Origin of the sequence: Roseixanthobacter psychrophilus (genome assembly GCF_043195195.1) — a bacterium.
Classification (GTDB): domain Bacteria; phylum Pseudomonadota; class Alphaproteobacteria; order Rhizobiales; family Xanthobacteraceae; genus NCEH01.
This window is the reverse complement of the sequence record NZ_JBAFWT010000034.1, coordinates 25358-51196: the sequence shown is the minus strand read 5'-3', so window position 1 is coordinate 51196 and position 25839 is coordinate 25358. Positions and strand designations below refer to the sequence as shown.

The 25839-nt window shown below is 65.8% G+C and carries 28 protein-coding genes; 15 read left to right on the top strand and 13 right to left on the bottom strand.

All coding sequences use genetic code 11. The features are described 5' to 3' along the window. Together V5F77_RS22525 and V5F77_RS22520 are read left to right on the top strand one after the other, a co-directional pair. A partial coding sequence (locus V5F77_RS22525) for a hypothetical protein (protein WP_429007587.1) occupies window positions 1-196 on the top strand: 196 nt, incomplete at its 5' end. Between the two features lie 206 nt (window positions 197-402). Then, window positions 403-660, top strand: coding sequence for a hypothetical protein (locus V5F77_RS22520; protein ID WP_429007586.1), 258 nt, complete (start codon window positions 403-405; stop codon window positions 658-660). Between the two features lie 227 nt (window positions 661-887). Here V5F77_RS22520 and V5F77_RS22515 read toward each other — a convergent pair whose 3' ends face one another. Together V5F77_RS22515 and V5F77_RS22510 are read right to left on the bottom strand one after the other, a co-directional pair. Beyond that, entirely contained in the window at window positions 888-1289 is a 402-nt protein-coding gene (locus V5F77_RS22515) for a rhodanese-like domain-containing protein (RefSeq protein ID WP_429007585.1), read from the bottom strand. Then, window positions 1286-1768, bottom strand: coding sequence for an ArsR/SmtB family transcription factor (locus V5F77_RS22510; RefSeq protein WP_429007584.1), 483 nt, complete (start codon window positions 1766-1768; stop codon window positions 1286-1288). The genes V5F77_RS22515 and V5F77_RS22510 overlap by 4 nt, the downstream gene beginning before the upstream one ends. Between V5F77_RS22510 and V5F77_RS22505 the strand changes: the two genes are divergently transcribed. The 9 genes from V5F77_RS22505 (at window position 1767) to cydX (ending at window position 14050) form a co-directional block, all read left to right on the top strand. Further along, window positions 1767-1970 carry a YgaP family membrane protein gene (locus V5F77_RS22505; protein ID WP_429007583.1) on the top strand — a complete coding sequence of 68 codons (204 nt, stop codon included), beginning with the start codon at window positions 1767-1769 and terminating at the stop codon, window positions 1968-1970. The two genes, V5F77_RS22510 and V5F77_RS22505, sit on opposite strands and share 2 nt — an antisense overlap. A 209-nt stretch (window positions 1971-2179) precedes the next feature. Further along, entirely contained in the window at window positions 2180-3094 is a 915-nt protein-coding gene (locus V5F77_RS22500) for an efflux RND transporter periplasmic adaptor subunit (protein ID WP_429007582.1), read from the top strand. Continuing rightward, window positions 3091-6315: an efflux RND transporter permease subunit gene (locus tag V5F77_RS22495; protein WP_429007581.1), complete on the top strand. Its 3225-nt coding sequence runs from the start codon at window positions 3091-3093 to the stop codon at window positions 6313-6315. The genes V5F77_RS22500 and V5F77_RS22495 overlap by 4 nt, the downstream gene beginning before the upstream one ends. A gap of 713 nt (window positions 6316-7028) precedes the next feature. Next, a complete protein-coding gene (locus V5F77_RS22490) occupies window positions 7029-7601 on the top strand; it encodes a GbsR/MarR family transcriptional regulator (protein WP_429007580.1) in 573 nt (190 codons plus the stop codon). 3 nt (window positions 7602-7604) lie between these two features. Then, window positions 7605-9419 (top strand): thiol reductant ABC exporter subunit CydD, encoded by a 1815-nt coding sequence (cydD, locus tag V5F77_RS22485; RefSeq protein ID WP_429007579.1) that lies wholly within the window; start codon window positions 7605-7607, stop codon window positions 9417-9419. Beyond that, window positions 9416-11101, top strand: coding sequence for a thiol reductant ABC exporter subunit CydC (gene cydC, locus V5F77_RS22480; RefSeq protein ID WP_429007578.1), 1686 nt, complete (start codon window positions 9416-9418; stop codon window positions 11099-11101). Before cydD ends, cydC begins: the two co-directional genes overlap by 4 nt. Before the next feature lie 81 nt (window positions 11102-11182). Next, a complete protein-coding gene (locus V5F77_RS22475) occupies window positions 11183-12757 on the top strand; it encodes a cytochrome ubiquinol oxidase subunit I (RefSeq protein ID WP_429007577.1) in 1575 nt (524 codons plus the stop codon). 6 nt (window positions 12758-12763) lie between these two features. Beyond that, window positions 12764-13918 (top strand): cytochrome d ubiquinol oxidase subunit II, encoded by a 1155-nt coding sequence (gene cydB / locus V5F77_RS22470; protein WP_429007576.1) that lies wholly within the window; start codon window positions 12764-12766, stop codon window positions 13916-13918. Window positions 13919-13930: 12 nt separating this feature from the next. Continuing rightward, a complete protein-coding gene (gene cydX, locus V5F77_RS22465) occupies window positions 13931-14050 on the top strand; it encodes a cytochrome bd-I oxidase subunit CydX (RefSeq protein WP_394042495.1) in 120 nt (39 codons plus the stop codon). A gap of 116 nt (window positions 14051-14166) precedes the next feature. Here the strand turns inward: cydX and V5F77_RS22460 are convergent, their stop codons facing one another. The 9 genes from V5F77_RS22460 to soxY all read right to left on the bottom strand — a co-directional run bounded on the left by V5F77_RS22460 (window position 14167) and on the right by soxY (window position 21644). Continuing rightward, window positions 14167-14556, bottom strand: a complete 390-nt coding sequence (locus tag V5F77_RS22460) for a c-type cytochrome (protein ID WP_429007575.1) — start codon at window positions 14554-14556, stop codon at window positions 14167-14169. Between the two features lie 88 nt (window positions 14557-14644). After that, window positions 14645-15919, bottom strand: coding sequence for an FCSD flavin-binding domain-containing protein (locus V5F77_RS22455; protein ID WP_429007574.1), 1275 nt, complete (start codon window positions 15917-15919; stop codon window positions 14645-14647). A gap of 31 nt (window positions 15920-15950) precedes the next feature. Next, window positions 15951-16457 (bottom strand): DsrE family protein, encoded by a 507-nt coding sequence (locus tag V5F77_RS22450; protein ID WP_429007573.1) that lies wholly within the window; start codon window positions 16455-16457, stop codon window positions 15951-15953. A gap of 60 nt (window positions 16458-16517) precedes the next feature. Beyond that, on the bottom strand, window positions 16518-16811 hold the full coding sequence (locus V5F77_RS22445; RefSeq protein ID WP_429007572.1) for a c-type cytochrome: 294 nt from the start codon (window positions 16809-16811) through the stop codon (window positions 16518-16520). Between the two features lie 83 nt (window positions 16812-16894). Then, window positions 16895-17602 (bottom strand): c-type cytochrome, encoded by a 708-nt coding sequence (locus tag V5F77_RS22440; RefSeq protein WP_429007571.1) that lies wholly within the window; start codon window positions 17600-17602, stop codon window positions 16895-16897. Beyond that, window positions 17586-18896, bottom strand: coding sequence for a sulfite dehydrogenase (gene soxC / locus V5F77_RS22435; RefSeq protein WP_429007591.1), 1311 nt, complete (start codon window positions 18894-18896; stop codon window positions 17586-17588). Before soxC ends, V5F77_RS22440 begins: the two co-directional genes overlap by 17 nt. A 77-nt stretch (window positions 18897-18973) precedes the next feature. After that, a complete protein-coding gene (gene soxB / locus V5F77_RS22430; protein WP_429007570.1) occupies window positions 18974-20671 on the bottom strand; it encodes a thiosulfohydrolase SoxB in 1698 nt (565 codons plus the stop codon). A gap of 116 nt (window positions 20672-20787) precedes the next feature. Next, a complete protein-coding gene (gene soxZ, locus V5F77_RS22425; RefSeq protein WP_429007569.1) occupies window positions 20788-21117 on the bottom strand; it encodes a thiosulfate oxidation carrier complex protein SoxZ in 330 nt (109 codons plus the stop codon). Window positions 21118-21161: 44 nt separating this feature from the next. Beyond that, window positions 21162-21644, bottom strand: a complete 483-nt coding sequence (gene soxY, locus V5F77_RS22420) for a thiosulfate oxidation carrier protein SoxY (protein WP_429007568.1) — start codon at window positions 21642-21644, stop codon at window positions 21162-21164. Between the two features lie 294 nt (window positions 21645-21938). Between soxY and soxA the strand changes: the two genes are divergently transcribed. Both soxA and soxX read left to right on the top strand, forming a co-directional pair. Beyond that, on the top strand, window positions 21939-22721 hold the full coding sequence (gene soxA / locus V5F77_RS22415; protein ID WP_429007590.1) for a sulfur oxidation c-type cytochrome SoxA: 783 nt from the start codon (window positions 21939-21941) through the stop codon (window positions 22719-22721). Window positions 22722-22734: 13 nt separating this feature from the next. Continuing rightward, complete coding sequence (gene soxX, locus V5F77_RS22410) at window positions 22735-23355, top strand: sulfur oxidation c-type cytochrome SoxX (RefSeq protein WP_429007567.1); 621 nt, start codon at window positions 22735-22737, stop codon at window positions 23353-23355. 127 nt (window positions 23356-23482) lie between these two features. Here soxX and V5F77_RS22405 read toward each other — a convergent pair whose 3' ends face one another. Further along, complete coding sequence (locus tag V5F77_RS22405) at window positions 23483-24052, bottom strand: thioredoxin family protein (protein ID WP_429007566.1); 570 nt, start codon at window positions 24050-24052, stop codon at window positions 23483-23485. Window positions 24053-24080: 28 nt separating this feature from the next. After that, on the bottom strand, window positions 24081-24860 hold the full coding sequence (locus V5F77_RS22400; RefSeq protein ID WP_429007565.1) for a cytochrome c biogenesis CcdA family protein: 780 nt from the start codon (window positions 24858-24860) through the stop codon (window positions 24081-24083). Window positions 24861-24969: 109 nt separating this feature from the next. On the opposite strand from V5F77_RS22400, the gene V5F77_RS22395 reads away from it, so the two are divergent. Beyond that, the gene (locus tag V5F77_RS22395) at window positions 24970-25356 is read left to right on the top strand and encodes a thioredoxin fold domain-containing protein (protein ID WP_429007564.1); all 387 of its coding nucleotides are present in this window, start codon (window positions 24970-24972) and stop codon (window positions 25354-25356) included. 50 nt (window positions 25357-25406) lie between these two features. Next, window positions 25407-25781: an ArsR/SmtB family transcription factor gene (locus V5F77_RS22390; protein WP_394082297.1), complete on the top strand. Its 375-nt coding sequence runs from the start codon at window positions 25407-25409 to the stop codon at window positions 25779-25781. The last annotated feature ends 58 nt before the right edge of the window (window positions 25782-25839 follow it).

Genomic DNA, 25839 nt, shown 5'->3' with positions numbered 1-25839 from the left:
CTCCACCCTTGTCGTGATGGCGGCCTCCACCGCCTTCGCCGGTCCCTATGTCGGCCCGGAGAACGAGCAGCAGTACATCGTTTCCGGCCAGGAGACCCTGGTGCCGCACGCCGCCAAGCTTCCCCAGGTGAACGCCGCTCCGGCTGCCAATTTCGACGCCCATTCTGGCCCGGCTTTCGATCCCGACGTCGACTGATACGCAGTGCGTCGGCTCTTGCGGGATACCCCCATGCCGGGACGCGTGCTCCAGCGCGTCTCGGCCCGCCGCGGGTTCCGCCTTCGCTAATCTTGCGGAGCGGTAACGCTGACGCGACCGACCAGTCCGGTCCACCGGCGCTTATGAGAAAAATTGACCTTCGGCATCATCGGCCGACGGTCTTGATACAGGTAGGAGTAATGAGAATGACTTCGATCACCAAGGCCCTGGCCATTGCTTCCACTCTCGTCGCAATGGCGACATCCACCGCCTTCGCTGGCCCGGGAATCGGCCCGGAAAACGAGCAGCAATACATCGTCTCCCGTCACGAAAGTCTGATTCCCCAGAGTTCCGGTGTCCAACGGTCCAACGCTGCTCCCGCCACCCTGGTATCCCCCTCGGCCTCCGCTTCGCACCAGGGTGACGCTTCGGCTTTCACCCCTCACCGCAATGCTGCGGAATAGGTCGCGGCCCCGCACATTTGCAGATCGGCTTTGTGCGTGATGCAAGGTGCATCCCTGGGGGAGGCAATGAGCGATCATCAGCGTCTCGAGTGCCTAACACGCCCCATGGCTTTGCCCGGGTGTTCGGCGGAGGCGCTATCGGGGATGCGTTTGTCACCGCCGAGCCCAGGTGGCAGCCAATACAAGGCGAACGGTCCCATCGCGGCACGTGCAGATCGGTGTTTCGCTCATCTCCGACTTTTCGCCATGGGCAAGCCCTTGGCCCTCCAGGCCACGATGCCGCCTTTAAGAAGATAGGCTTGACCGGGACAGAGTTGCTGCAGCCGGCGGGCGTGAAGGCTCGTCCGTCCACCGGAGCGGCACAGAAAGATCGTCGCCTTCCCCCCTGCTTCTCCAAGTGACGTCCCCGCCGTGATGCGCGAGAGCGGCAGCAGGACTGCTCCGGGAATGCGCTCGACGGCGACCTCCACCGGCTCGCGGATATCCACAAGGATCGCACGCCCCTCATCGACCTCCGTCTTGGCTGCCAGAGCATCGATCGGGGTAGGGCGCGGCGTGCCGCCTCCCTCCGTTATGCCGAGAATCTGGCGCACGCCTGCGACGAGCCGGCGCAAAAGCGGTTGGTTCATGTGGCACGCTTCCTTTTGGCGACAGAACCGCTGCAAGCTGGGCCTGTGGGTGCCGCGCAGAAGGCGGCGTGCAGAGCCTCGACCACAACCAGGACTTCGGGCCGGCTGATGCGGTAATAGTGCGTCGTGCCTTCCCGCCGCGCCTCGACCAGTTCGTCGGCCCGCAGTCGCATCAATTGCTGCGACATCGGGACCTGTTCAATTCCCAACTCCTGACGAAGCTGGGCGACGGACTTTTCTTCCTTCCCCAAAGCGCAAAGCACTAGGAGCCGTTGGGGATGCGACAAGCTGCGCATCAGCTCGGCTGCGTTTTCTGCGGCAGGGATCATTTCAACGACATTCATGATCTTGAATTTAATATCCTTTAATGTTACCTGCAAGAGAGAAAGCCGAACACTTCCATTGGAAGGCTCGGCCACCGATGCGGGCTTGGCAAGCGCACGGGAGGCAGAGCCAGGATCAAAAGAGGAGATCACCATGAGCGTTGATCGCGCTGTTATCATGTTTGCCGGATTTATGGTCCTGGCCTCCCTGGCGCTCGGCTTTTACGTCTCGCCCTACTGGTACATTTTGACTGCGTTCGTCGGGGTGAACCTCGTTCAGGCATCGCTCACCGGCTTCTGCCCGGCGGCCCTCATCTTCAAGAAGCTGGGCTGCCAGCCCGGTGTCGCGTTCAAATAGGCGCATGGGGCTTGGACCCATCGTCCTTCGGGCGAAGGGTGCCACCCGTTTGCGCGCTGCATTCCTCGTTTCCCGGGCCTTTTATGTCACGCACCTCCGTCTTCGTTTTCACCCTTTTGTCGGTCTTGCTCCTTGTTGGATGTGGGGGCTTCGGGCGGGCTTGCGCTGTAGCTGCGGAGCTTAAAGTCACGGCCACGGTGGTGCCGGAGATGAAGGCGGTGTTCGGCCAGGTGGAAAGCCGCACCGTCGTGCCGGCGCGCGCGCGCATCGGCGGCACGATCCGCCAGATCGGCATTACCGAAGGCAGCGAGGTGAAGGAGGGGCAGGCCATCGCCCTGGTGGTGGACGACAAGCTTGCCCTCGAACTCAACGCCGCGGAAGCGAAGATAAAGGAACTCCGGTCCCAGCTCACCAATGCCCGCAGCGAACTGGACCGCAACCAGCAACTCTTGACGCGCGGCGTCGTCAGCCAGAGCCGGCTCGACCAGATGCAGACCCAGTTCGACGTCGCCGCCAACCAGGTCGCCGCCGCGGAGGCGGACAAGGCGGTCGTCGCGCAAAAGGCCACCGAAGGGGCTATCGTCGCGCCGGCGAGCGGGCGGGTCCTGACGGTGCCGGTGACCCTTGGTTCGGTCGTCCTCGCCGGAGAGACCGTCGCTCGTATCGCAAGCGGCCAATATTATCTGCGCCTGTCGCTTCCCGAACGCCACGCTGCGGAAATCAAGGAGGGCGACACCGTCCTGATCGGACAGCGCGGCCTGTCCACTGCCAAGAGCGGCGATATGACGACGGCGCGGCCGGGCCGCATCGCCAAGATCTATCCGGAGATATCGGACGGCCGTGTCATCGCCGATGTCGAGGTGGCGGAGCTCGGCGATTATTTCGTGAACGAGCGCACCCTGGTCTGGATCCCGGTCGGCAAACGCTTGGTGATTGCCGTTCCGTCCGAAGCGGTGACGACGCGTCATGGCATCGACTATGTCCGGATTGCCACGCCAGACGGCCCGCTCGACGTGGCGGTGATCCTCGGTGAGACGTTCGCCGACAACGGCGGAACGCGGGTGGAGATCCTGACGGGGCTCAAGGACGGCGACCGCGTCGTCCTGCCGGGAAGCGCGAAATGAAGCTCGGTATCGCCGGCAACCTGACGCGCGCCTTCATCGGCTCGCCGCTCACGCCCCTGTTCCTGCTCGCCGCCTTTGCGCTGGGCATCGTCGCCCTCGTGACGCTGCCGCGCGAGGAGGAGCCTCAGATCTCGGTGCCCATGGTCGACATTCGCGTCGAGGCCAACGGCCTCAAGGCGGAGGATGCGGTCAAGCTGGTCACCGAGCCGCTTGAGACCATCGTCAAGAGCATTGACGGCGTCGAGCACGTCTATTCCCAGACCGAGGACGACGGTGTTGTGGTGACCGTGCGGTTTCTCGTCGGCACCAGCTCCGATGCCGCGATCCTGCGGGTGCACGACAAGGTGCGGGCAAATCTGAACCGCATCCCCGTCGGCATTCCCGAGCCCCTGATCGTGGGGCGCGGCGTCGATGATGTGGCCATCGTCGTGGTCACGCTCGCCCCCGCGCCGGCGGCCGCCGCGCGCTGGACCGCCAACGGATTGACCCGCCTTGCCCGCGAGCTTCAGGTGGAAGTGGCCAAGCTGCCGGATATCGGCCTGACCTATATCGTCGGCGAGCAGCCGGAGGAGATCCGGGTCGAGCCCGACCCGGAAAAGCTCTCGCTCTACGGCATCACGCTTCAGCAGCTTTCGGCCAAGATCGAGGGGGCCAACCGTTCGTTCCAGATCGGCAAGGTGCGTGAACAGGGGCAGCAGCGCACCCTTGTCGCCGGTCAAACCCTGCAGACCGCGCCCGAAATCGGCAATCTGTTCCTCACCGCCCGCGACGGCCGGCCGGTCTATGTGCGTGATGTCGCCAACATAGTGCTCGCCACCGAGCCCAATGAAGCGCGCGTTACCGATGTGCGCAGGACCTCGGCCGGACTTGAGCGCGTGCCTGCCGTGTCCCTCGCCATCGCCAAGCGACCGGGAACCAACGCGGTCGTCATCTCGGATGCTGTCGCCGGGCGCCTGGAACAGGTGCGCGGGCAGATCGTCCCGCAAGATATCGAGATGACGGTGACTCGCAATTATGGCGAGAGCGCCAACGAAAAGGCGAACGAACTCCTGTTCCATCTGGGCCTTGCCACGGTCTCGATCGTGGTGCTGGTCGCTTTTGCCATCGGGTGGCGGGAGGCGCTGGTGGTGGCGGTGGTCATTCCCACCACCATTCTGCTCACGCTGTTCGCCTCGCGGCTCATGGGCTACACGCTCAACCGCGTCAGCCTGTTCGCGCTCATTTTTTCCATCGGCATTCTGGTCGATGATGCCATCGTGGTGATCGAGAACATCGCCCGCCACTGGGCCATGCGGGATGGCCGGGCGCGGGAGCAGGCGGCGATCGAGGCGGTGGCGGAGGTTGGCAATCCCACCATCGTCGCCACGCTGACGGTGGTGGCGGCGCTGCTACCCATGCTGTTCGTCTCCGGCATGATGGGGCCTTATATGAGCCCAATCCCCGCCAATGCTTCGGCGGCGATGGTGTTCTCGTTCTTCGTCGCGGTGGTGCTGACGCCCTGGCTCATGATGAAGCTGGGCCGCAAGGGTGGTGCGGCGGCCCATGGGCATGAGGCCGGCCAGGGCCATGGCGGCTGGCTCGGGCAAGCCTATGTCCGGGTCGCCTCACCGATCCTCAAGACCAAGGCCCGCGCCTGGACTTTTCTCCTGATCGTCGGCTTCCTCACGCTGGCCTCGCTGGGGTTGATCTATACCAAGCACGTCACGGTGAAACTGCTGCCGTTCGACAACAAGACCGAACTCCAGGTGATGGTCGACCTGCCGAAGGGGTCGTCGGTCGAGGATACCAACCGGGCCCTGCAGAGCATCGTCGATCGGCTCGCCCCGATCCCGGAGACGATCTCGTTCCAGACCTATGCGGGAACGTCCGCGCCGTTCAATTTCAACGGCTTGGTGCGGCACTATTATCTGCGCTCCCAGCCGCAGCAGGGCGACGTCACGGTCAACCTGCTGCCCAAGGGCGAGCGGGACCGGCCGAGCCATGTCATCGCCCTCGACATTCGCGAGCGCCTGAGGGGGCTTGATCTGCCGGCGGGCACGGCCGTGAAGGTGATCGAGCCACCACCGGGGCCTCCGGTGCTCGGGACGTTGCTTGCCGAAATCTATGGCCCCGACCCCGCCACCCGGCGGGCGGTGGCGGCCAAGGTGCGGGAGACCTTTGAGAGCGTGCCCTTCATCGTCGATGTGGACGACAGCTACGGCATCCAGCCCGAGCGCGTGCGCATCGCCATCGACCAGGACAAGCTTGAATATTACAAGGTGGAACAAGGCGATGTGTACGATGCCATCCGCGCCTTCTACGCCGGTTCGACGGTTGGTTATTCCCACCGCGGGGAGGGCCGCCAGCCGATCCCGATCCGCATTGCCTTGCCCAAGAGCGCCGAGGTCGTGAACGAACGCACGCTCACGACCCCCGTGCCGGCCGATGCGCTGCCGGGGGCCCGCGGGGTCGTGGAACTCGGCGATGTGGTGACGGTGACGCGCGAGCCGGCTTCCTACCCGATCTTCCGCCACAATGGGCGGGCCGCCGAAATGATCACGGGCGAACTCGCCGGTCAGTTCGAGGCGCCGGTCTATGGCATGATGGCGGTGGCCGATGCCATCGAGAAGGCCGATTGGGGGGATGTGCCCAAGCCCGTGATCGCCCTCCACGGCCAGCCCGATGACGAGAGCCATCCCACCTTGCTGTGGGACGGCGAATGGGAGGTCACCTGGGTCACCTTCCGCGACATGGGGGCGGCCTTCGGCGTGGCGATCCTTGGCATCTATATCCTTGTTGTGGCTCAGTTCGGGTCGTTCAAGGTGCCCCTGGTCATTCTCACGCCGATCCCGCTAACCTTCATCGGCATCATGCTCGGCCATTGGATGTTCGGGGCGCCGTTCTCGGCCACGTCGATGATCGGCTTCATCGCCCTGGCGGGGATCATCGTGCGCAATTCGATCCTGCTGGTGGATTTCATCCGCCATGCCCGCACGCCGGATCGGCCTTTGGTCGATGTGCTGCTGGAGGCCGGAGCCATACGTTTCAAGCCAATTCTCCTCACGGCGCTGGCGGCCATGATCGGGGCGGCGGTGATTTTGACGGATCCGATATTCCAGGGATTGGCAATTTCGCTGCTGTTCGGCCTTGCCTCGTCCACGGCGCTCACGGTGCTGGTGATCCCGGCGATCTATGTGGTGCTGCGCGGCGGGCAGGGGGAAAAAGACAAGGCAGGAGCGTAAGTTATGGTCCGCGGGCGCGCCGGCCGGGACGGGGTGTTCCCGCGTGAAATGTTTCATGTGAAACATCGGCCGGGCGAAGAAGAACAGAGGATTCAAACGTGTCAGAGTGCGGTCTTCGCCGGAGAAAACCGTAAATTCCGGCGAAGTTCGCCGAAGATGTTCTCGCGGCGCGCGGACGCCCCGACACCCCGCGAGGCGTGGTCCCACGATCCTGCGACCCTTCCTGCGGGGCACGATCTCTTCACGGTGTAGTGAAGACGAATCGAGATGCGCAATCCATTTGACGGGGCGTCCCAATTAAAAGCGCCGCGATCCGCCTCGGATTGCTTAGTTGTCTCCAAATCATGACGCGGTCCGGAGCCGGCAAGATCGAGCTTTTGTGCCCCGGGGAACTCTGCGGGTGGCGCATTCAGTAAATCCGCACAGCGCCAATAGGTGTCCTTACGGCGTTAGCTTGAGGGATATCAATGAAATCCCGCGCCCGGACGCCGAAGATTAAGGGGACATTGGCTGTAGGGTTGCCTGAGCGGTCGGTGCTGAGGGCCGCGGCTGGTGGGCCGGCGCAAAGCCAAGGATTCCTTCAGGCCAGCGGCCGCCATGCGACCGGCGCATGGGAGGTACCTGCGTGTCGCTCGCATGCTTGCCAGCCCAGATGTCTCGGGCGTATATGAATTTCAGAATTTTCTGAAATGACTGTCATTACGGAAACCAAGATGAAGCTGCCTTCGACGATTCAGGCGTTCGTTCTGCATTTCGGCGAGATGGGCAGCCGTTGGGGCATCAATCGCACCGTGGGGCAGATCTATGCGCTTCTGTTCGTGTCTTCGACGCCGCTCTGCGCCGACCAGATCGTCGAGGCCCTGGGCATCTCCCGTTCCAACGTCTCCATGAGCCTGCGCGAACTCCAGGCCTGGAATCTCGTGCTCCTCAAGCACTTGCCCGATGACCGGCGTGATTTTTACACCACCCCCGACGACGTTTGGATGATCCTGCGCACGCTTGCCGAGGAGCGGAAGAAGCGCGAGGTGGACCCGACCCTGTCGGTGCTGCGCGAAATCCTCATGCAGGAGCCGGTCACCGAGGAGGAGCGCCATGCGCAGGTCCGCCTTGCCGAGATGCACGGCCTGATCGAGCAGCTCACCAATTGGTACGACGACGTCAAGAAGCTCGACACGGCGCGCCTTGCGACCCTACTGTCCATGGGCGCCAAGGTGACGCGCCTGCTGGAGGCCAAGGACAAGGTCGTCTCGCTCGCCCGTCCCCGCCGCCCGCGCGGAAAAGAGTGAATCATGTCGCTCCCCGTCGCCCTCATTTCCGACCCGCCGCAGACGGCGCGCGAGTCGCTGCCGGCGGCACCGCGCGCGCCTGCCGCGTGGCGCGGCAAGGCGGCGAGAAGCTCCGTGTTCCGCCGCCTGCGTGGGAGCAAGGGCGCGCGCAAGACGCAACGGGCGGTGAAGCCGAGCCGGGGTGTCGCCCTCGGCAGCCTCATGCAGAGCGCGGCCGCGCTGATCTGGCTGCCGCAGGCGGCGCTGCTGGCCTTTGCCGTTCAGTCCATCGCCGATCACGGCGGCATGCGGCCGGTGATTTTCGCGGCGGCGCTGGTGTTCGCCCTCGGGGTGCTGCGGGCCCTGCTTGATGCCGCGGGGGCGCGGCTCGCTTTCAGGTCCGCCCGGGCCATCCTGTCGGAGCAACGCGCCCGTGCGGCGATGGCGTTGTCCGCCCGTTCGCCGCTCGATGCCGAACGTCCCGCTTCGGGATCGGCCGCGAGCGCCCTGGCCGAGCAGGCGGAAGCCATCGTGCCCTATCTTGCCCGCTACCGTCCTGCCCGCCAGCGCTCGACCCTCGTCCCCCTCGCTATCCTGTGTGCGGTGTTTCCCCTGTCGTGGGTCGCGGCCCTGGTGATGCTGGTCGCCGCGCCGCTCATTCCCCTGTTCATGGCCCTGGTCGGCTGGCGCGCCAAGGCCGCCAGCGCCGCCCAGATGGTCGAGGTCGGCGGCATGAACGCCTTCCTGCTGGATCGGCTGCGCGGCCTTGCCACCATCCGCGCGCTCGATGCCGTGGACCTGACGGCCCGCCGGCTGAGGGCGAACGCCTTTTCCCTCAAGGCACGCACCATGGCGGTGCTGCGCATCGCCTTCCTGTCCTCGGCGGTGCTGGAACTGTTCTCGGCCCTCGGGGTGGCCATGGTGGCGGTCTATATCGGCTTCCATTTTCTCGGCCCGCTCGACTTCGGCGCATGGGGCGGCCGGCTGTCGCTCGGAGAGGGCCTGTTCATCCTTCTGCTCGCGCCCGCCTTCTTCCAGCCGCTGCGAGACCTCTCGGCGGTGTGGCACGACCGGGCGGCGGGCGAGGCGGCGATGGAGATGCTGGAGGGCCTCGCGCGGCCGGGATTGGCCTTGCCGGGCGCGGGCGAGATACCCTCGCCAGCTGCCGCGCAAGTGGCCACAGCGCCACGTCCGGCGCCCGAGGTCCGCATCACCGGGCTCGATTTCCGCCACGCGGGCAGCGCGGGGCCGGTCCTCGCCGCATTCAACCTCGATGTGGCCGGCGGCGAGCGGGTGGCATTGACCGGCGCCAGCGGCGCGGGCAAGTCCACGCTGCTCGCCCTCATTGCCGGCCTGGCCCCGGCGGATGGTGGCGAAATCACCATCGGCGGCCGGCCGCTGACCGGGGAGACCGCCGCCGCGCACCGCGCCCGTATGGCCTGGATCGGGCAGAGTCCGCACTTCTTCGCCGGCTCCCTGCGGGCGAACATCGCCCTCGGGCGGGCGGATATCGGCACTGACGCGGTGGCCGCCGCCCTTCGCTTCGCCGTGCTGGATCCGATCGCTGCGGATCGTCATGGCCGGGCCATCGGCGAGGGTGGCGCCGGGCTTTCCGGCGGCGAGGCGCTGCGGCTCGCGCTGGCCCGTGCGGCAGCGAACGGGCATGCCGATCTCATTCTGGCGGACGAGCCCACCGCCCATCTCGACGCCGCCACCGCCCGCGAGGTCACCGAAGCCCTGCTGACGCTCGCCGAGGGCCGCACGCTGATCGTCGCCACCCATGATCCGGTGCTGATCGCGCGCATGGACCGGCAGGTTCTGCTGGAGCCGCGGCCATGAGACACCGCAACGACCTGTGGCCGGTCCTCGGTCTGTTTGTCCAGGAACAGCGCGGCATGCTGCTGGCGGGCTTGGTGCTCGCCGCCACCACGGTGCTGGCCGGCCTCGCCCTGCTCGGGCTCTCCGGCTGGTTCATCTCGGCGACCGCGATCGCCGGGCTGTCCGCCGCCGCCTTGACCTTCGACGTGTTCGCCCCCGCCGCCGCCATCCGCTTCCTCGCCCTGGCGCGCACCGCCTCGCGCTATGGCGAGCGGCTGACGACCCATGACGCCGCCCTCTCCATTCTCGCCGGCTTGCGCGAGCGGCTGTTCCGCGGCTGGGCCGAGCCGGGCGCGGCGCGGGACTTGCTGGCGCGGCCGGCGCGACTGCTGTTTCGGCTCACGGCCGATATCGATGCGCTCGATTCCCTTTACCTGCGGGTGCTGGTGCCGGCGGGGGCGATGCTCGCGACCGCGCTTGCCGCCGGCGTCGCGCTCGGCCTGATGCAGCTTTGGCTCGGCGCCGCGGTCGCGGCCGCATTGATCGCGGCCGGCTTCGGCCTGCCGGTTCTCGCGGCGCGCGCCGCCCGCCGCCCCGCGCGCCGTCGCGCCCATGCGCTGGAAGCTTTGCGCGCGGACGCCATCGATCTGATCGCCGGCCAGACCGAATTGGCCATGGCCGGGCGCCTCGCCGCCCAGCGCGACGCGCTGGCGTCCGCCGACGCGACCCTTTCGCAGGCCGACGATGCGCTCGACGCCATCGAGACCCGCGTGACCACGGGCTTTGCGATCACCGGCACGGCGGTGCTCGCGGGCACCTTGATCGGGGTTGGCCTGCTGGCGGACCAGGGCGTCATCGACACGCCCGTGGCGGCCCTCGGGCTGCTGGTCGCGCTCGCGGCGGCGGAGCCTTTCGCAGGCCTGCGGCGTGGCGCGCTGGAACTTGGCCGCACCTGGCTGGCGGTGCGCCGCATCGGGCCGCGCCTGCGCCCGCAGGCGCCGGCGTCCCGTCCCCTTGCGCCGCCGACCGGGCTTGCGCTGCGGATGCGCGCGCTCACCGCCCGCCATGGCGGCGCCAGCCGGCCGGCGGTGCGCGATCTCACGCTCGATATCGCCGTCGGTGAGCGGGTGGCGGTGATCGGCGCGAGCGGCGCCGGCAAATCGACTTTGCTGGCCCTCGTCAGCGGCGAGATGGCGCCGCAATCGGGTGTGGTGGAAGCGCTCGGCTGCACCCTTTTGACCCAGCGCACCGAATTGTTTCAGGACAGCCTGCGCGAGAATCTGCGCCTCGCCGCTCCCGATGCCGACGATGACCGGCTGTGGGACGCGCTCGCGGCGGCGGGCCTCGCGGACGATGCCCGCGCGCTGCCGCGCGGGCTCGACACCTTGCTCGGCGAGGGCGGGCTCGGCCTGTCCGGCGGTCAGGGCCGCCGGCTGGCGCTGGCCCGGCTGCTGCTGCGCGACACGCCCCTGTGGCTGCTCGACGAGCCGACCGAGGGGCTCGACGCGATCACCGCACGGGACGTGCTCGGCCGGCTGGCAGACCAGGCAGCCGGGCGCGCGCTCATCGTCGCCACCCACATCAGGCGCGAGGCGGAGATCGCCGATCGCCTGTTGATCATCGACCGCGGACGCATCGTCGCCCGGGCGGAACGCGGCGCGCCGGCCTTCGATGCCGCGCTCGCCGCGCTCCGCCCGGACTGACCAGGCGCCGCACCACGCGAACGGATGGCGCCTCGGCGCCGGGAATTACGACAGGAGGCCGGGCGCACCCCGGAGTGAGCAATGGAATTCGACATCGTAAGTCTATCGCGCCTGCAATTCGCGATGACGGCGCTCTACCACTTCCTCTTCGTGCCGCTCACGCTCGGGCTCTCCGTGCTCCTGGCGATCATGGAGACCGTCTATGTGATGACCGGGCGCCCCATCTGGCGCCAGATGACGAAATTCTGGGGCATCCTGTTCGGGATCAACTTCGTCCTCGGGGTCGCCACCGGCATCGTCATGGAGTTTCAGTTCGGCATGAACTGGAGCTATTACAGCCATTACGTCGGCGACATCTTCGGAGCGCCGCTGGCCATCGAAGGGCTTATGGCCTTCTTCCTGGAAGCCACCTTCGTCGGTCTGTTCTTCTTCGGTTGGGACAAGATGTCCAAGGTGGGGCATCTGGTGACCACCTGGGCGGTGGCGATCGGCTCCAACTTCTCCGCGCTCTGGATCCTGATCGCCAACGGCTGGATGCAGAACCCGACCGGATCCGCCTTCAACCCGCAGACCATGCGCATGGAGGTGACCGACTTCTACGCGGTGCTGTTCAATCCCGTCGCCCAGGCGAAGTTCGTGCACACGGTGTCCGCCGGTTATGTGACGGCGTCCTTCTTCGTGCTCGGCGTCTCGGCCTGGTATCTGCTGAAGGGGCGCCATATCGACCTTGCCAAGCGCTCCATGACGGTGGCGGCCTCGTTCGGGCTCGCGGCCTCCCTGTCGGTGGTGGTGCTGGGCGACGAGAGCGGCTATCTCGACACCGAGCATCAGAAGATGAAGCTCGCGGCCATCGAGGCCATGTGGGAGACCGAGCCGGCGCCCGCCTCCTTCACCTTGTTCGGCATTCCCGACCAGGAGGCGCGCGAGACCCATTATGCGGTGCGCATTCCCTGGGTGATGGGCCTGATCGGCACCCGCTCGCTGACCACCGTCATCCCCGGCATCGAGGAACTGGTCGGCCATGCCAAGGACCGGATCCAGCAGGGCATCATTGCTTATGACGCCCTCCAGAAGATCCGTGCCAACGGCACCGCCGCGGTCGCCCCCGACGTGCAGAAGGCGTTCGAGGACAACGGCCGAAACCTGGGCTACGCGCTGCTCCTCAAGCGCTATGTGGACGACCCCCGCCAGGCGACGCCGGAGCAGATCGACAAGGCCGCCTGGGACACCGTGCCCGGCGTCGCGCCCATGTTCTGGTCGTTCCGCGTGATGGTGGGCCTCGGCTTCTACTTCATCGCCTTCATGACGCTGATGTTCGTCCTCTCGGCGCGCCGCATGCTGGACCGCTACCCGATCCTGCTGCGCATCGCCGTGCTGTCGATCCCGCTGCCCTGGATCGCGGCGGAATTCGGCTGGGTGGTGGCGGAATACGGCCGCCAGCCCTGGATGATCGAAGGCATGCTGCCCACCGCCGCCGGCGTGTCCAACCTCGGCGCGACCACGGTGCTGTTCACCATCGTGGGCTTCGCTGCGATCTACACCGTTCTGTTCATCATCGAGATGGGCCTCATGATCCGCGCCATCGGCAAGGGTCCCAAGCCCGACATCGAACCCGAGGCGGGCCTGCTCAACCCCCGTCTGGCCCCTGCGGAGTGATGCGCCATGATCCTCAGCGAACTCATCAATTACGAAATCCTGCGGCTCATCTGGTGGGTGCTCCTGGGCGTGCTGCTCATCGGCTTCGCCATTACCGACGGATTTGATCTCGGCGTTGCCGCCCTGCTGCCGTTCGTCGGCCGCACCGACGTGGAACGGCGGATCGCCATCAACACCATCGGCCCGGTCTGGGAAGGCAACCAGGTGTGGCTGGTGCTTGGCGGCGGCGCCATCTTCGCCGCCTGGCCGCAGCTCTATGCGGTCTCGTTCTCGGGCTTCTATCTCGCCATGTTCGCGATCCTCGCCGCCCTCATCCTGCGGCCGGTGGGCTTCACCTATCGCAGCAAGCGCGAGAGCCCGGCGTGGCGCTCGGCCTGGGATTGGGCCTTGTTCATCGGCGGCTTCGTGCCGGCGCTGATCTTCGGCGTGGCCGTGGGCAACGTGCTCCAGGGCGTGCCGTTCCGCTTAGACAGCGAACTGCACATCTTCTACGAGGGCACCTTCTTCGGCCTGTTGAACCCGTTCGCCTTGCTGTGCGGCCTGCTCTCGGTCGCCATGCTGGTCACGCACGGGGCCGCTTGGCTGATGGTGAAGGCGGAAGGCCCCGTGGCGGCGCGGGCTCGGGCCATCGGCAGCATCAGCGCGCTTGCCTCGCTCGTGCTGTTCGCCCTCGGCGGCATCGCCTTGTACCTGTTCGTGCAGGGCTTCCGCATCACCAGCGTGATCGACCCGTTCGGCCCGTCCAATCCGCTGCTGAAGTCGGTGGCGGTGGAAAGCGGCGTGTGGTTCGCCAATTACCGGACCTATCCCGTGCTGCTGATCGCCCCGGCGCTCGGCTTCCTGGGCGTGTTCGGTGCCTTCCTCGGCCTGCGCGCCCGCCTGGAGGTGCCGACCTTCCTGGCATCCGCATTGGGGATCTTCGGCATCATCTCGACCGTCGGGGTGTCCATGTTCCCCTTCATCCTGCCGTCCTCGATCAACCCCCAGTCGAGCCTCACCGTGTGGGATTCCTCGTCGAGCCACCTGACCTTGTTCATCATGCTGGTGGTGACGGTGATCTTCCTGCCGATGATCCTTGCCTATACCACCTGGGTGTACCGGGTGCTCTGGGGCAAGGTGGACGAAACCATGGTCACCGACAAGGGCGGCCACGCTTACTGAGGAGAGACAGCTATGTGGTACTTCGCCTGGATGCTGGGCCTGCCTCTCGCAGCCGCCTTCGCCGTACTCAACGCCATGTGGTTCGAATTGATGGAGGACGAGGCCCAGAAGAAGAAGGCCCTCGGCCGCTAGGGCAGGGCCTGCGAGGGGGCAAGGAATGGGCGGGGCAAGGAATGGGCGGGGGATGCGCGATGCTGCATCCTCCGTGCTCCTTCGCAGCTTCCGGGGTGCGCTAGTGTTTCTTGCTGCTAGTGTTTCTTGCCGTCGGCGCCGAACTGCGCCAGGAACGCGGTGAGATCCTTGATCTCCTGTTCATTCTTGATGCCCTGGAAGGCCATCTTCGTTCCCGGGATCTTCGCGCGCGGATCCTTGATGTATTCGGCGAATACCGTCTCGTCCCAGGTGATCCCCGAATGCTTGTTGGCTTCGGAATAATTATAGCCGGGCGCCGTGCCCGCCGGGCGCCCGAACACGCCGTTCAGCGTCGGGCCGACGGCGTTCTTCGCGGTCTCCCCCACCTGATGGCAGGCGCGGCATTTGTTCCAGACCCGCTCGCCTGCGGAAATATCCTGCGCCACGGCGGGCGCCGCGCTCAGCGTGGCGAGGGAGAGCAGAAGAACGCGAGTGTTGAAGCGCATCTTTAAAGACCTCGATCATTGTGGCGTCCGCGTGTGACGCGGCAAGGGAAGAGCGGCTGCTTCGCCCGAAAGGCAGCAGCGGCGGCGATCATCCGAAGATGTCGGCGGTGATTGCGGCGTACCAGCCGATGTTCTCGGCCTCGGTCTGCTTGCGCAGGTCGGCGCTTTCGTCGGTCTTGGAGACGAAGCCCTCGATTTCCTTGATGCGGCCTTCCGCAGGGGCATAACGTCCACCCACTTTCACCGCGTCGTCGGTGTCGATGAGGCTCCAGCACGTATTGGCGTATCGCGCGGGAAAGGCGCGGGCGCCGGTCAATTGGGCGCGCACCGCCATGGCCGCCACCTTCGCCTGGCTGTTGGCGGCGAAGGCGGATTTCGGCATGTCGCCGGGAATGGCGGCATCCCCCACGATGAAGATGGTGGCGTCCATCGCCGACGCCATGGTTTGCGGATCGATCGGGCAATAGCCGGTGGCATTGGCGAGCCCGGCGTCGCGGGCGATGCGTCCCGCCATCTGGGCGGGAATGACATTCACCAGGGCCGCGTTCTTATAGGTCTCGAAGCCCGTGACGACCGTCCCGGTGGCGGGGTCCACGGATTTCAGCCCGTCATTGATGGTGGGCCCGATCCATTCGACCATGCCGGGATAGTGGGTTTCCCAGCCGGCCTCGAACAGGCCCATCTTGGAGAATTTCTCCTTGGGATCGACGATGATGATCTTGGCCTTGCCGCGTCCCGTGGTCTTCAGCACATGGGCCATCATGGAGGCGCGCTCATAGGGCCCCGGCGGGCAGCGATAGGGATTGGGCGGGGCGATGATGACGATCAGGCCTCCGTCGGGCACCGCATCCAGCTTCTGCTTGAGCAATCTGGTTTGCGGCCCGGCCTTCCAGGCATGGGGCATGAGTTCGGCCGCAGCTTCGCTCCAGCCGGGCACGGATTGATAGTTCAGATCGATGCCGGGGGAGAGGACGAGGCGATCATAGGAGAGGCTCGAACCATCGGCGAGCCGCACCTGCTTCTTCTCGCGATCGATGCCGGTTGCAGCCTGATGGTTCAGCGTCACGCCCTGCGCCGTCAGCTTGTCGTAGCTCTGCACGAGGGAATCGAAGGTGCGATAGCCGCCGAGATACAGGTTCGAATGGAAGCAGGTGACATACTGGCGGTTCGGCTCCACCAGGATCACCTCGATCGCGCCGGCACTGTCCTTTGCCACATAGCGCGCCGCCGTCGCCCCGCCCGCGCCGCCGCCCACCACCACCAGGCGGGGCTTGGCCTGGCCAAGCACGGCGGGGGCGCCGAGCGGAACGGCGAGCGCCGCCGCACCCGAGCCGATCATGAAGTCTCTGCGATTGATGGGCATGGTTTGTCCCTCCCGCGCCGGCCTGGTTTGCTCAGCCGATCTTGATATAGGCGAAGCCCTTGTTCTGGAGCGCGGCCACGGTTGCGACGCCCGAGGGCACGAAGGCGATGAAATCGGCCTTGCGCACCTTGTCGCGATTAAGCTTCAGCCGTTCGAAGGTGATCGAGCACAGATAGACCTTGAGCCCGTTCTTGGCGACGCCCTCCACCTTCTCGAAGATCTGCGGCACCATGATTTCGTCGCGCCAAGTGGTGTCATCGAGGGATTCGAGAAAGAATTTCACCCCCGGTCCGTGCGCGACCAGCGCGATCTGGATGGCGAACGGGTCCGCGCCGTACGCCGAATAATGGTTAGAGATATTGGTCAGCGTCTGCACGAAGCGGGGCGGCTCGCCGAAATCGCAATGATAGAGGCAGGCACTGTCCGCCTCCTTGGCGATGTCTTTCAATTGCAGGCTTTGCGCGGCGGAGGCCGCCACCGGCGCCGCCCCGGCAAGCGCCAGGCTTCCAAGAAAGGCGCGGCGATCGAAAATGGCCATGGGCTTCTCCCCTGATGACGGGCGCCTGTTCCGGCGCCTCGTTGAATCTTGCGACTGTGTTTATGGCCCGCCAGCGGCCTTCAAATCCCCGAAATAGGCGGCGAGCGCGGCAATCTCCTCATCCGACAAGGCGGCCGCCACGGTGCGCATCACCTCGTTGTCGCGCTCCTTGTGGCGGTACGCCATCATCACCGCGGCGAACTGGTCCGGCGCCCAGCCGATGATCGCCGGCACGCCGCCGGCACTCTTGCCCGTCGCCTGATGGCAGGTGACGCACGAGGACGCGAGATAGGCGCCATATTCACGATCTCCCTCGGCCTGCGCCGGCCAGCCCGAGACGCAGAGGATCGCCATCACCCAGCCCGCGCGCCGTGCATGTCGGGTGCGCGCTTGGCGGGTGCGTTCTTGCTCCCTCCTTGCCTGGGCCGGGCGTAGTTTCACTCAAGATTGCCTTTCGGTTCCTCGCCTTCCTTCGGCGTCACGTTGAGAATGCGGGCGTGTCCGGTCACCTTCACCTCGCCGGAGCAGTCCTTCATGCAGGGATTGGCGTTCCAGAAGGCTTTTTCGGCCGTTTCGCGGTCGTCATCATAGAAGGCGCCCACGTTGGGCAGCGTCACCTTTGGAAAATTCTCCCGGCTCAAGACGAAATCATCTTTGACCACGTCGTTCAGGTTCAAGAGATAGGCGACGATGGCATAGACCTGGTTCGGCTCCAGGGATTGGGCATTGCCGAACGGCATGGCCCGATGGATGTAATCATAGGCGGTGGAGGCATAAGGCCAGAAGGAGCCAATGGTTTTTTCCGGCCGCTCGGATTTCAGCGAGCCCTGTCCGCCTGCTAGAACGGGCCAGCGGCCGGCCCCCTCGCCGAACTCGCCGTGGCACACGGCGCAATTCTGCAAAAAGATCTCCTCGCCTTCCTTCACCGAGCCCTTGCCGGGCGGCAGGCCCTGTCCATCGGGGCGCACGTCGATGTCCCAGGCGGCAATCTCCTCCGGCAGCGCGGGCCGGCCGACACCGGCGGAAGCTGCTACAGCGGGAGCCGCCACTGGAGGAACTGCCACGGGAGGGCCCGCGAACGCGGGAAGCGCGGGGAGGGCGGCGAGCGCGATGGCCAGCAGGAGCGCTTCAGCCGACTTCGACATTTTCCGTCTCCCCGGTCGGCCGCACCAGCCACGTCTGGATGCCATTGTTATGATAGATGGAATTCTCGCCGCGGATCGCCCGCAGGGCGGTCTTGGTGGGCTGCACATAGCCGGTCTCGTCCATGGCCCGCGACTGGACCATGAGTTCCTGCCCGTTCCAGTCGAAATCCAGATAGAAGCGCGCCATGGACATGGGCAAAGCGGCGCCCTCCAGGCGCGCCGTGGTCCAGTTGCGCCCACCGTCGAGCGAGACGTCCACCCGCTTGATGGTGCCGCGCCCCGACCAGGCGATGCCGGAAATTACATTGGCGCCCTTGTGGCGCAGCGGCGCCTGCGGGCTCGGGCTGGTGACGACGGATTTCGCGTCCATCACGAAGGTGAAGCGGCGCGAGCGGCCGTCGGCCAGCAGGTCGGTATATTTCGAGGTTTCCTCGCGCTGCTCCCAGGGCTCGTCGCCCACCTCGATCCGGCGCAGCCATTTGATCCACATATTGCCTTCCCAGCCCGGCACCACGAGGCGCACCGGATAGCCCTGCTCGGGGCGCAGCGCCTCGCCGTTCATGGCGAAGGCCACGAGGCAATCCTTCATCGCCTTTTCCATGGGAATGGAGCGGGTCATGGCGGCGGAATCCGCGCCCTCGGCGAGCAGCCATTTGCCCTTGGGCTTCACGCCCGCCGCATCCAGGAAGGCTTTGAGCGGCACGCCGGTATAGATCACATTGTGGATCATGCCGTGGGTGAACTGGCAGCCGTTGAGCTGGGCCCCGCGCCATTCCATGCCGGAATTGGCGGCGCATTCCAGAAAATAGGTGCGGTTCACCCGCCCCGGCATGCGCTTGATGTCGTCCAGCGTGAAGACCAGCGGCTTGTCCACCATGCCGTGGACCATGAAGCGGTACTTGTCCGGGTCGATCTCCGCTTCGCCGCCGTGGTGGCGCACGAAGCACAGGCCGTTGGGCGTGATGATGCCGTCCAGCGCATAGAGCGGCGTGAAGCTCACCGAGCTTTCGCGGCTGGCGGTGAGCCATTCGACCTCCCTGCGCACCACGTCCTTCTCGAACGCGGAGGGCTTGCCATAGGGATTTACATTGACGCCCTGGCCGAGCGTCTTGGTCCAGTCGGGCACCGGCACGATATTGGGGTCTGGCGTGGCGGCGGCGGCCTTGGCAGCGAGGGTATCGGCACCAAGCGCCATGGCGCCGGCACCAAGACCCGCTGCCCCAAGGCCCGCCGCCGAAAGGAAGCGGCGCCGGTTGAGGGCGGCGGGTGGGGCTTTGGCGTTGTGATCGGACATCATGTCCTCCGATACATTCTTTAATTCGCAGATTTGAATATGATTGGGACGTCCCGGCGCCCGGCGCTGCTTTCCTCTCAGGCGCCGGTCACCTTCACGGAGGTGTTGGGCGCGACCCGCACGGCTTTGGTGCGCGCCACGTAGCGTTCCACGATTTCCCAGACCGGCGGGCCTTCGACCCCCTGGTTCACGCTCGCCCAGCCGGCGACGGAATAGGATTTTCCAGCTTCGATCGGCGCCCCGGTCTTCAGGTGCGTGAGGCCGGAAATGCGCTGCCCCGCGCCTTTCGACACATCGATGGAATAGCCCATGCCGCCGACGCGGACCATGTCGCCGCCGCCCTGGAAATAGGGATCGGGGTGGAAGATGTTGTCCGCCACGTCCTCCAGCACATCCTTGATCTGCTGGCCGCTCATGTTCATGCGGTAGCAGGCGGGATAGGTGATGGCGGTGGCGTTGGCGATGGCGTCGAAGGTGATGGGATCGCCCGGCAGCAGCGTCCCGCCCCAGCGGAAGCCAGGGGAGAGGGCGATTTCCACATCGCGCTCCTGAAGCATGGCGTCGCAGATCATGTCGTCCAGCGTGCCGTTGAAATTGCCCCGGCGGTAGAGAACGCTCTCCGCCCGGCCGATCTCGCGCGACAGGTCCTTTTCGAACGGCGCGCGGATATCGGCCACCAGCTTCGCCATCTCCGGGTCGGGCGCGATGGCGTCCGAGAACACCGGGATGAGCTGGAAGCGATAGCCCGTCACCTTCTTGTCGGTCACGTCGAGGTCGAGGCGCGAGAGGAACTTGCCGTGCGAGCCGGTGGCGATCAGCACGGTCTTGCCGACGATCACCGACGCCGGCATGGCATCATGGGTATGGGCGGTGAAGATGACGTCGATGCCGGAAACGCGGGACGCCATCTTGCGGTCCACGTCGAAGCCGTTGTGGGAGAGCAGGACCACCACGTCCGCGCCCTCGGCGCGGGCGGCGTCCACCTGCTTCTGCATATCCTCCTCGCGGATGCCGAACTCCCAGTCCGGGATCATCCAGCGCGGGTTGGAAATGGGGGTGCGCGGAAAGGCCTGGCCGATCACCGCGATCTTCGCGCCGCCCTTCTCGAACATCTTGCGCGCCTCGAACACCGGCTCCTGCCATTCGACGCTGCGCACATTCTGGGCGAGGAAGGCGAACGGCGCCTTCTCCTTGATCTCCAGCACCCGGTCGGTGCCGTAGGTGAATTCGAAATGGCCGACCAGGGCGTCGAGCTTGAGGGCCGAGAGGACGCGGACCATGTCCTCGCCCTTGGTCTGCAGCGACGTCCAGCTTCCCTGCAAGGCGTCGCCGCCGTCCAGCAGCAGCACCTTGTCGTCGCCCCGCGCGCCGCGGATCGCCTTGATGAGGGTCGCCATGCGGTCCATGCCACCCATGCGCCCATAGGTCTTGGCAAGCGCGGCGAAGTCCTCGCTGGTCATCGCATAGGCATCGGCGCTTCCGGCGGGGATATTGAAGTATTTGAGGAATGCCGCTTCGGTCAGATGGGGCGGTAGCCCCTTCGCCTCGCCGATGCCGAGATTGACCGAGGGCTCGCGGAAATAGATCGGCATCAATTGGGCATGCAGATCGGTCATATGGAGCAAGGTCACGGTGCCGGGGGCGCCGAACCGGAGCAGGTCGTCCTGCGTCAGCTTCTGCCCCCGCACCGCCTGCGCCAGGGCGGCGGGGCCGTGGGCTGCGAGCAGGGCCGCCGTGGCCACGCCGGCGGTGAGGAAATCGCGCCTCGAAATCATGAGCGTCAACCGTCCTGCGGAACATGGCGCGACGTTCCGCCTCCCGGTTCAGGGATGCGGGGCCGCGTCGGACAAGGGCGGGACGCACGCGCGTCCCGGAGCGGGAACGGGCGCCGTCAGCCCACGGTCAGCTTGGCGGTGGCCTTCTGCTCGGCGCCGCCGTCATCCTTCCAGGTGAAGGTGAATTCCCCGCTCTCGCTCGCCTTGAAGAAGAACGACTGGTAGGGATTGGCCGAGACAGCGGGAAACCAGTCCGCCTGAAAGAATTTCTTGCCGTTGAACGCGGCCGTGAACGTATTGATGATGTCGCGCGGCACGGCCTTGCCGGCGGAATCCTTGCGCTGCCCGCTTTCCATCTCGTGGGAGATGAGGGTCTTGATCTCGATGATGTCGCCGGCTTTCGCCTGCGCCGGAACGCGCACGCGAGGTGCGGATTTGATGGCCATGATGTGTCCTTCCCGATTCGTCGCCGCCGTATTGCCTGAAGGGATCAGCCGCCGCAGCCGCCGATGGTCACCTTCACCTGCGCCTTCGTCGTGTAGAGCGTGCCGTTGGACATCTCCGCCACGGCGATGACGTTCTGGGTCTGGGCGAGGCGCATGCGGGCGGAGGCGGCGGCCCGGCCGCTGGCCGGCGTGAAGTGATAGGACACCACCTGCGGCAGCGGGTTGCCGTCGGCGAATACATGGACGCTCTTGACGTAATCGGCGTCGGTCATGGGGCTGTCCACGTCGAGATTGATCGGCACAACGAGGCCGTTCTCGGCGATTTCGGGCAGGTCCAGCTTGACCTTGCCCTCTCCCATCGGCTTGCTTCCGAACAGCTTTTTCAGCTCGTCAGCCACCTGCGCCTCGGTCGCGAACGACAGGCGCGGCGCGAGCACGGCGGCAAAGGCCGAAAGCGCCGCGAAGTGCAGCGCCTGGCGTCGGGTGGGGGCAAATCCCCATGCGGGGGCATTTCCCTTGGGCGTCATCCGTTTCCTCCTGAAAGTCCCGCGAGGAGCGGCGGGACTTTGGCGTCATTTGTTTTCTTGTTTCGAACCGGGTTTTTCCCGGCCGATCAATTTCACATATTGTGATATCGAATTTTTTGAATGTAAAGTGGCTCCAAGCTGATGATCATCGCTGCAGTGCAGCGCTGGAGCATTGGCCGCGGCGGTTCCGGTAAAGGCCTCTCAAGACGGCCGGGGATTGCTGCGCAACAAGATCGGGGAGGACCTATGCCACCAAAAGCGACAATCCTCACAGGCCTCTGCGCGCTCGCACTGATGTGCCTCGCGAGCAGTTTCGCCACGGCCCAGGACGATGCCAGCGAGAAGGAGATCGAGCGCTACCGCAAGATGATCGAAGATCCCATGGCCAATCCCGGCTACCTCAATGTCGACCGGGGCGAGGTGCTGTGGAGCGAGAAGCGCGGCACCAAGAACGTGTCGCTGGAGACCTGCGATCTCGGCGAGGGGTCCGGCAAGCTGGAAGGGGCCTATGCGAGCCTGCCCCGCTATTTCGCCGACGCCGACAAGGTGATGGACCTGGAGCAGCGCCTCCTGTGGTGCATGGAGAAGATCCAGGGGTTCGACACCAAGGGCATCGTCGCCAAGCCCTTCTCGGGGCCGGGACGCTCCTCCGACATGGAGGATCTCGTGGGCTTCATCGCCAATAAGTCGAACGGCATGCCGATTGCGGTGCCACTCTCCCATGCCAAGGAAAAAGAGGCTTATGCCATCGGCGAAGCGCTGTTCTTCCGCCGCTCCTCGATCATGGATTTCTCTTGCTCCACCTGCCACGGCGAGGCCGGCAAGCGCATCCGCCTGCAGGGGCTGCCGCAGCTCGACACACCGGGCAAGGACGCCCAGGCGACCATGGCATCCTGGCCCACCTACCGGGTCTCGCAGAGTGCCCTGCGCACCATGCAGCACCGCCTGTGGGACTGCTATCGCCAGATGCGCATGCCCGCGCCCGACTACGGCTCGGAGGCAATCACCGCTCTGACCGTCTATCTCAATACCCAGGCCAAGGGGGGCGAACTCAATGTCCCCTCCATCAAGCGCTGAGGGGAGAGGGTCCATGAAGAGATATCTGATTGCCGTCGCCGCAGTGCTGCTGCTGCCCCAGCTCGCCGCCGCCCAGCAGCCGCCGGTTGTTGATGCCGCGCGCGTCGATGCGGTGGTGAAGGAGAGCTTCACCAAACTTCCCGAAGGCTGGGCCGAGCGCCTGACCCAGGACGAAACCATGCGGATCTGTTCGCAAACCCGCAACACGCCCTCGCCCGCCCAGGCGGAGGCGATCCTGGCGCGGGAGGCGGCGCGGGTGAAATTCCCGGCCGATGGCGTGATGGGGAATTGGAAAGAGGGCGCAAAAATCGCGCAGAACGGACGCGGCGGCCAGTTCTCCGATCCGCCGGGCACCGTGAGCGGCGGCAATTGCTATGCCTGCCACCAGATGGACCCGAAGGAAGTGAGCTATGGCACGCTCGGGCCAAGCCTCACGAACTACGGACGAGACCGCAAGTTCGACCCGGCAGACGCGAAGACGGCCTATGCCAGGGTGTTCGATCCCCAAGCGGTGTTCGCCTGCTCCAGCATGCCGCGCTTCGGCGTGCACAATGTGCTGAGCGAGCAGCAGATGAAGGACGTGATCGCTTATCTGTTCGATCCCGAATCGCCGGTCAACAAGCCGGCGAAATGAGCCCCGAGGCCCGCGGCCGATGGCGCTCGATCATCGGCCGTTGGTCCAAGCCCGCGCGGCGCTTGAGCGAAACCCGCTCGGCTCCGGTCCGAAGGACCGGGGCCGTTGGTCCAAGCCCGCTCGGCCGTCAGCTTTTCTGCGGCTTCTGGCGTGCGAGCCACTCCACGAACGACCCCTCGGCATAGCCGCCGCCCGCGACATAGCGGAACATGGCGGAAAACTCTTCCGGTCCCAGCAGGCCGGGCATGCGCGCGACTTCCCGCGCCGCGCCGTTCTCGATCGCGAAGAATTGGAACGTCGGCGTCGCGCGGATGCCCTCGCGGGCGCCGAAGGCCTTCTCGGTCAGGCGGGCGCCGTCGAACGCTATGACCTCACGGGCGCCAAACAGATCCAGATGAACGATGTCGAATTGCGCCTTGATGGGCGCCTCGATGGCCGGATCGGCGAAATAGACCGTATGCAGCCGCTTGCACAGCGGGCAGCCGCGCTGGCTCCATTGCAGGGCGAAGTGGCGGTTCTTCTGGGTGGCGGCGGTGAGATCCTCCGCAAGATCGAGGAAGCTCTCCACATACCAGTCCTCGGTATAGAGGCCGTCGTCGCCGATGCGCGCCGCCGCCGTCGCGGGCCGGGGCAGGGCGGCGGGGGCGGCAAGAAGGGCGGCGAGCATGACGCGCCGGCTCATTTGAACATGTCCCATGGGCCCGTCCTCCTCGGTTTGGCGCGCCTCAGCCGATGGTGCCGAGCGCGGGAACTGCATCCAGCAAAAGTTGCGACACTTCAGGCATCAGGCCCGTCATGAACACCAGTCCGGTGGCCACCAGCAGGGCACCGGAAACCTTCTCGATCAGGCCGAGCCGCGTCTTCACGGCCCGCGCCCAGATGAGGAACGGACCGGCGAAGGCGGCGGCTGCGAGAAAGGGAATGCCAATGCCGGCGGCATAGAAAGCCAGCAGCAGCGCGCCGCGCCACAGCGAACTCTCGGCGCCGGCGACGATCAGGATTGCGGCCAGTACCGGGCCGACGCAGGGCGACCAGCCGAAGCCGAAGGCAAGGCCCACCAGATAGGCTCCGAGCAGGCCGGCGGGCTTCTGCGACACTTCCAGCTTGGCCTGCCGGTAGAGCCAGGAGAACTTCACAAGGCCCAGCAGATGCAGGCCGAATAGGATGAGCACCGCGCCCGAGACGACGCCGAGGATATCGGCATAGCGCGTCAGCCATTGGCCGATGCCGGAGGCGGTGGCGCCGAGCAGGATGAAGATGGTGGAAAAGCCGAGCACGAAGGCGCCCGCGATCACGATCACCCGCCCGCGTCCCAAGCGCGCAGCCCCTTGGTGCGCAGTTCCTGGGCGCGCGGCCTCTGGTGTCGTGCTCCCGGCGGGCGCCGTCTCCGCCGCCGCGCCCGTGAGAAAGCCGAGATAGGCCGGCACGAGCGGCAGCACGCAGGGCGATGCAAAAGAGAGGAGGCCAGCCAGGAAGGCGCCGGGCAGGCTGATATCCAGGGACATTGATCCCTCCCGTTTCCCGCATGCCGAAGCCACGGGTTTCATTCTTGCTACATTTATATTCGAATGCGATGATATGTGCCAAGGAACATTGTCACCATCAGGGTTCGGCATGGCATCATTGTCCTTCCGTGCGTGCCGTGCCGTCGCTTTTGGCGCATGCGCCGCGCTCTGCGTTCTGCTGCTGGCCGGCCCGTCCGGCGCGAGCGAACTGGTCATGTTCGAACGCAGCGGCTGCGCGTGGTGCCAGCGCTTCGATGCCGAAGTGTCACCGGTCTACGACCGGACCGACGAGGGGCGGCAGGCGCCTCTGCGGCGGGTCAATATGCGGGCCGGCGTGCCGGGCGATCTGGCGCTGGCGGCGCCGGTGCGGTTCGCACCCACCTTCGTGTTGGTTGAGGACGGACGCGAAGTTGGCCGCATAACCGGCTATATGTCGGATGACGTGTTCTGGGGGATGCTCGGGAGCTTGATTCACAAGCCGGCGCAAAGCCAATAGGCGCGCCGCGCGCGGCGCACTGACGCCGCCAGAAAGAGGATACGGGAAATATGTCGGCCATCGTCTCATCGCGGATCGAGGACGAACTGCGCGACGGCCCAGAGATCTCGGCCGAACTGGACCAGTTGATGCGCAACGCGCGCAAGGCGAGCGACTTTCTGAAAGCTCTCTCGCATGAAAACCGGCTGCTGCTGCTGTGCCTGCTGGCGGAGCGCGAGCGCTCGGTGACGGAGCTGGAAAACATCCTCTCCTTGCGCCAGCCGACCGTGTCCCAGCAATTGGCGCGCCTGCGCCTGGATGGCCTCGTCACCACGCGGCGCGATGGCAAGACCATCTGCTACAGCCTCGCCAGCGATGACGTGCGCCGCGTGATTTCAGTGATTTACGACATCTTCTGCGAGCCCGTAGACCCGCCGAAGACTTAAGACGCGCAGCGCCGGGCCGGCGACGGGGCATCCATAAGCCCCGCTCCGGCCGTTTCAG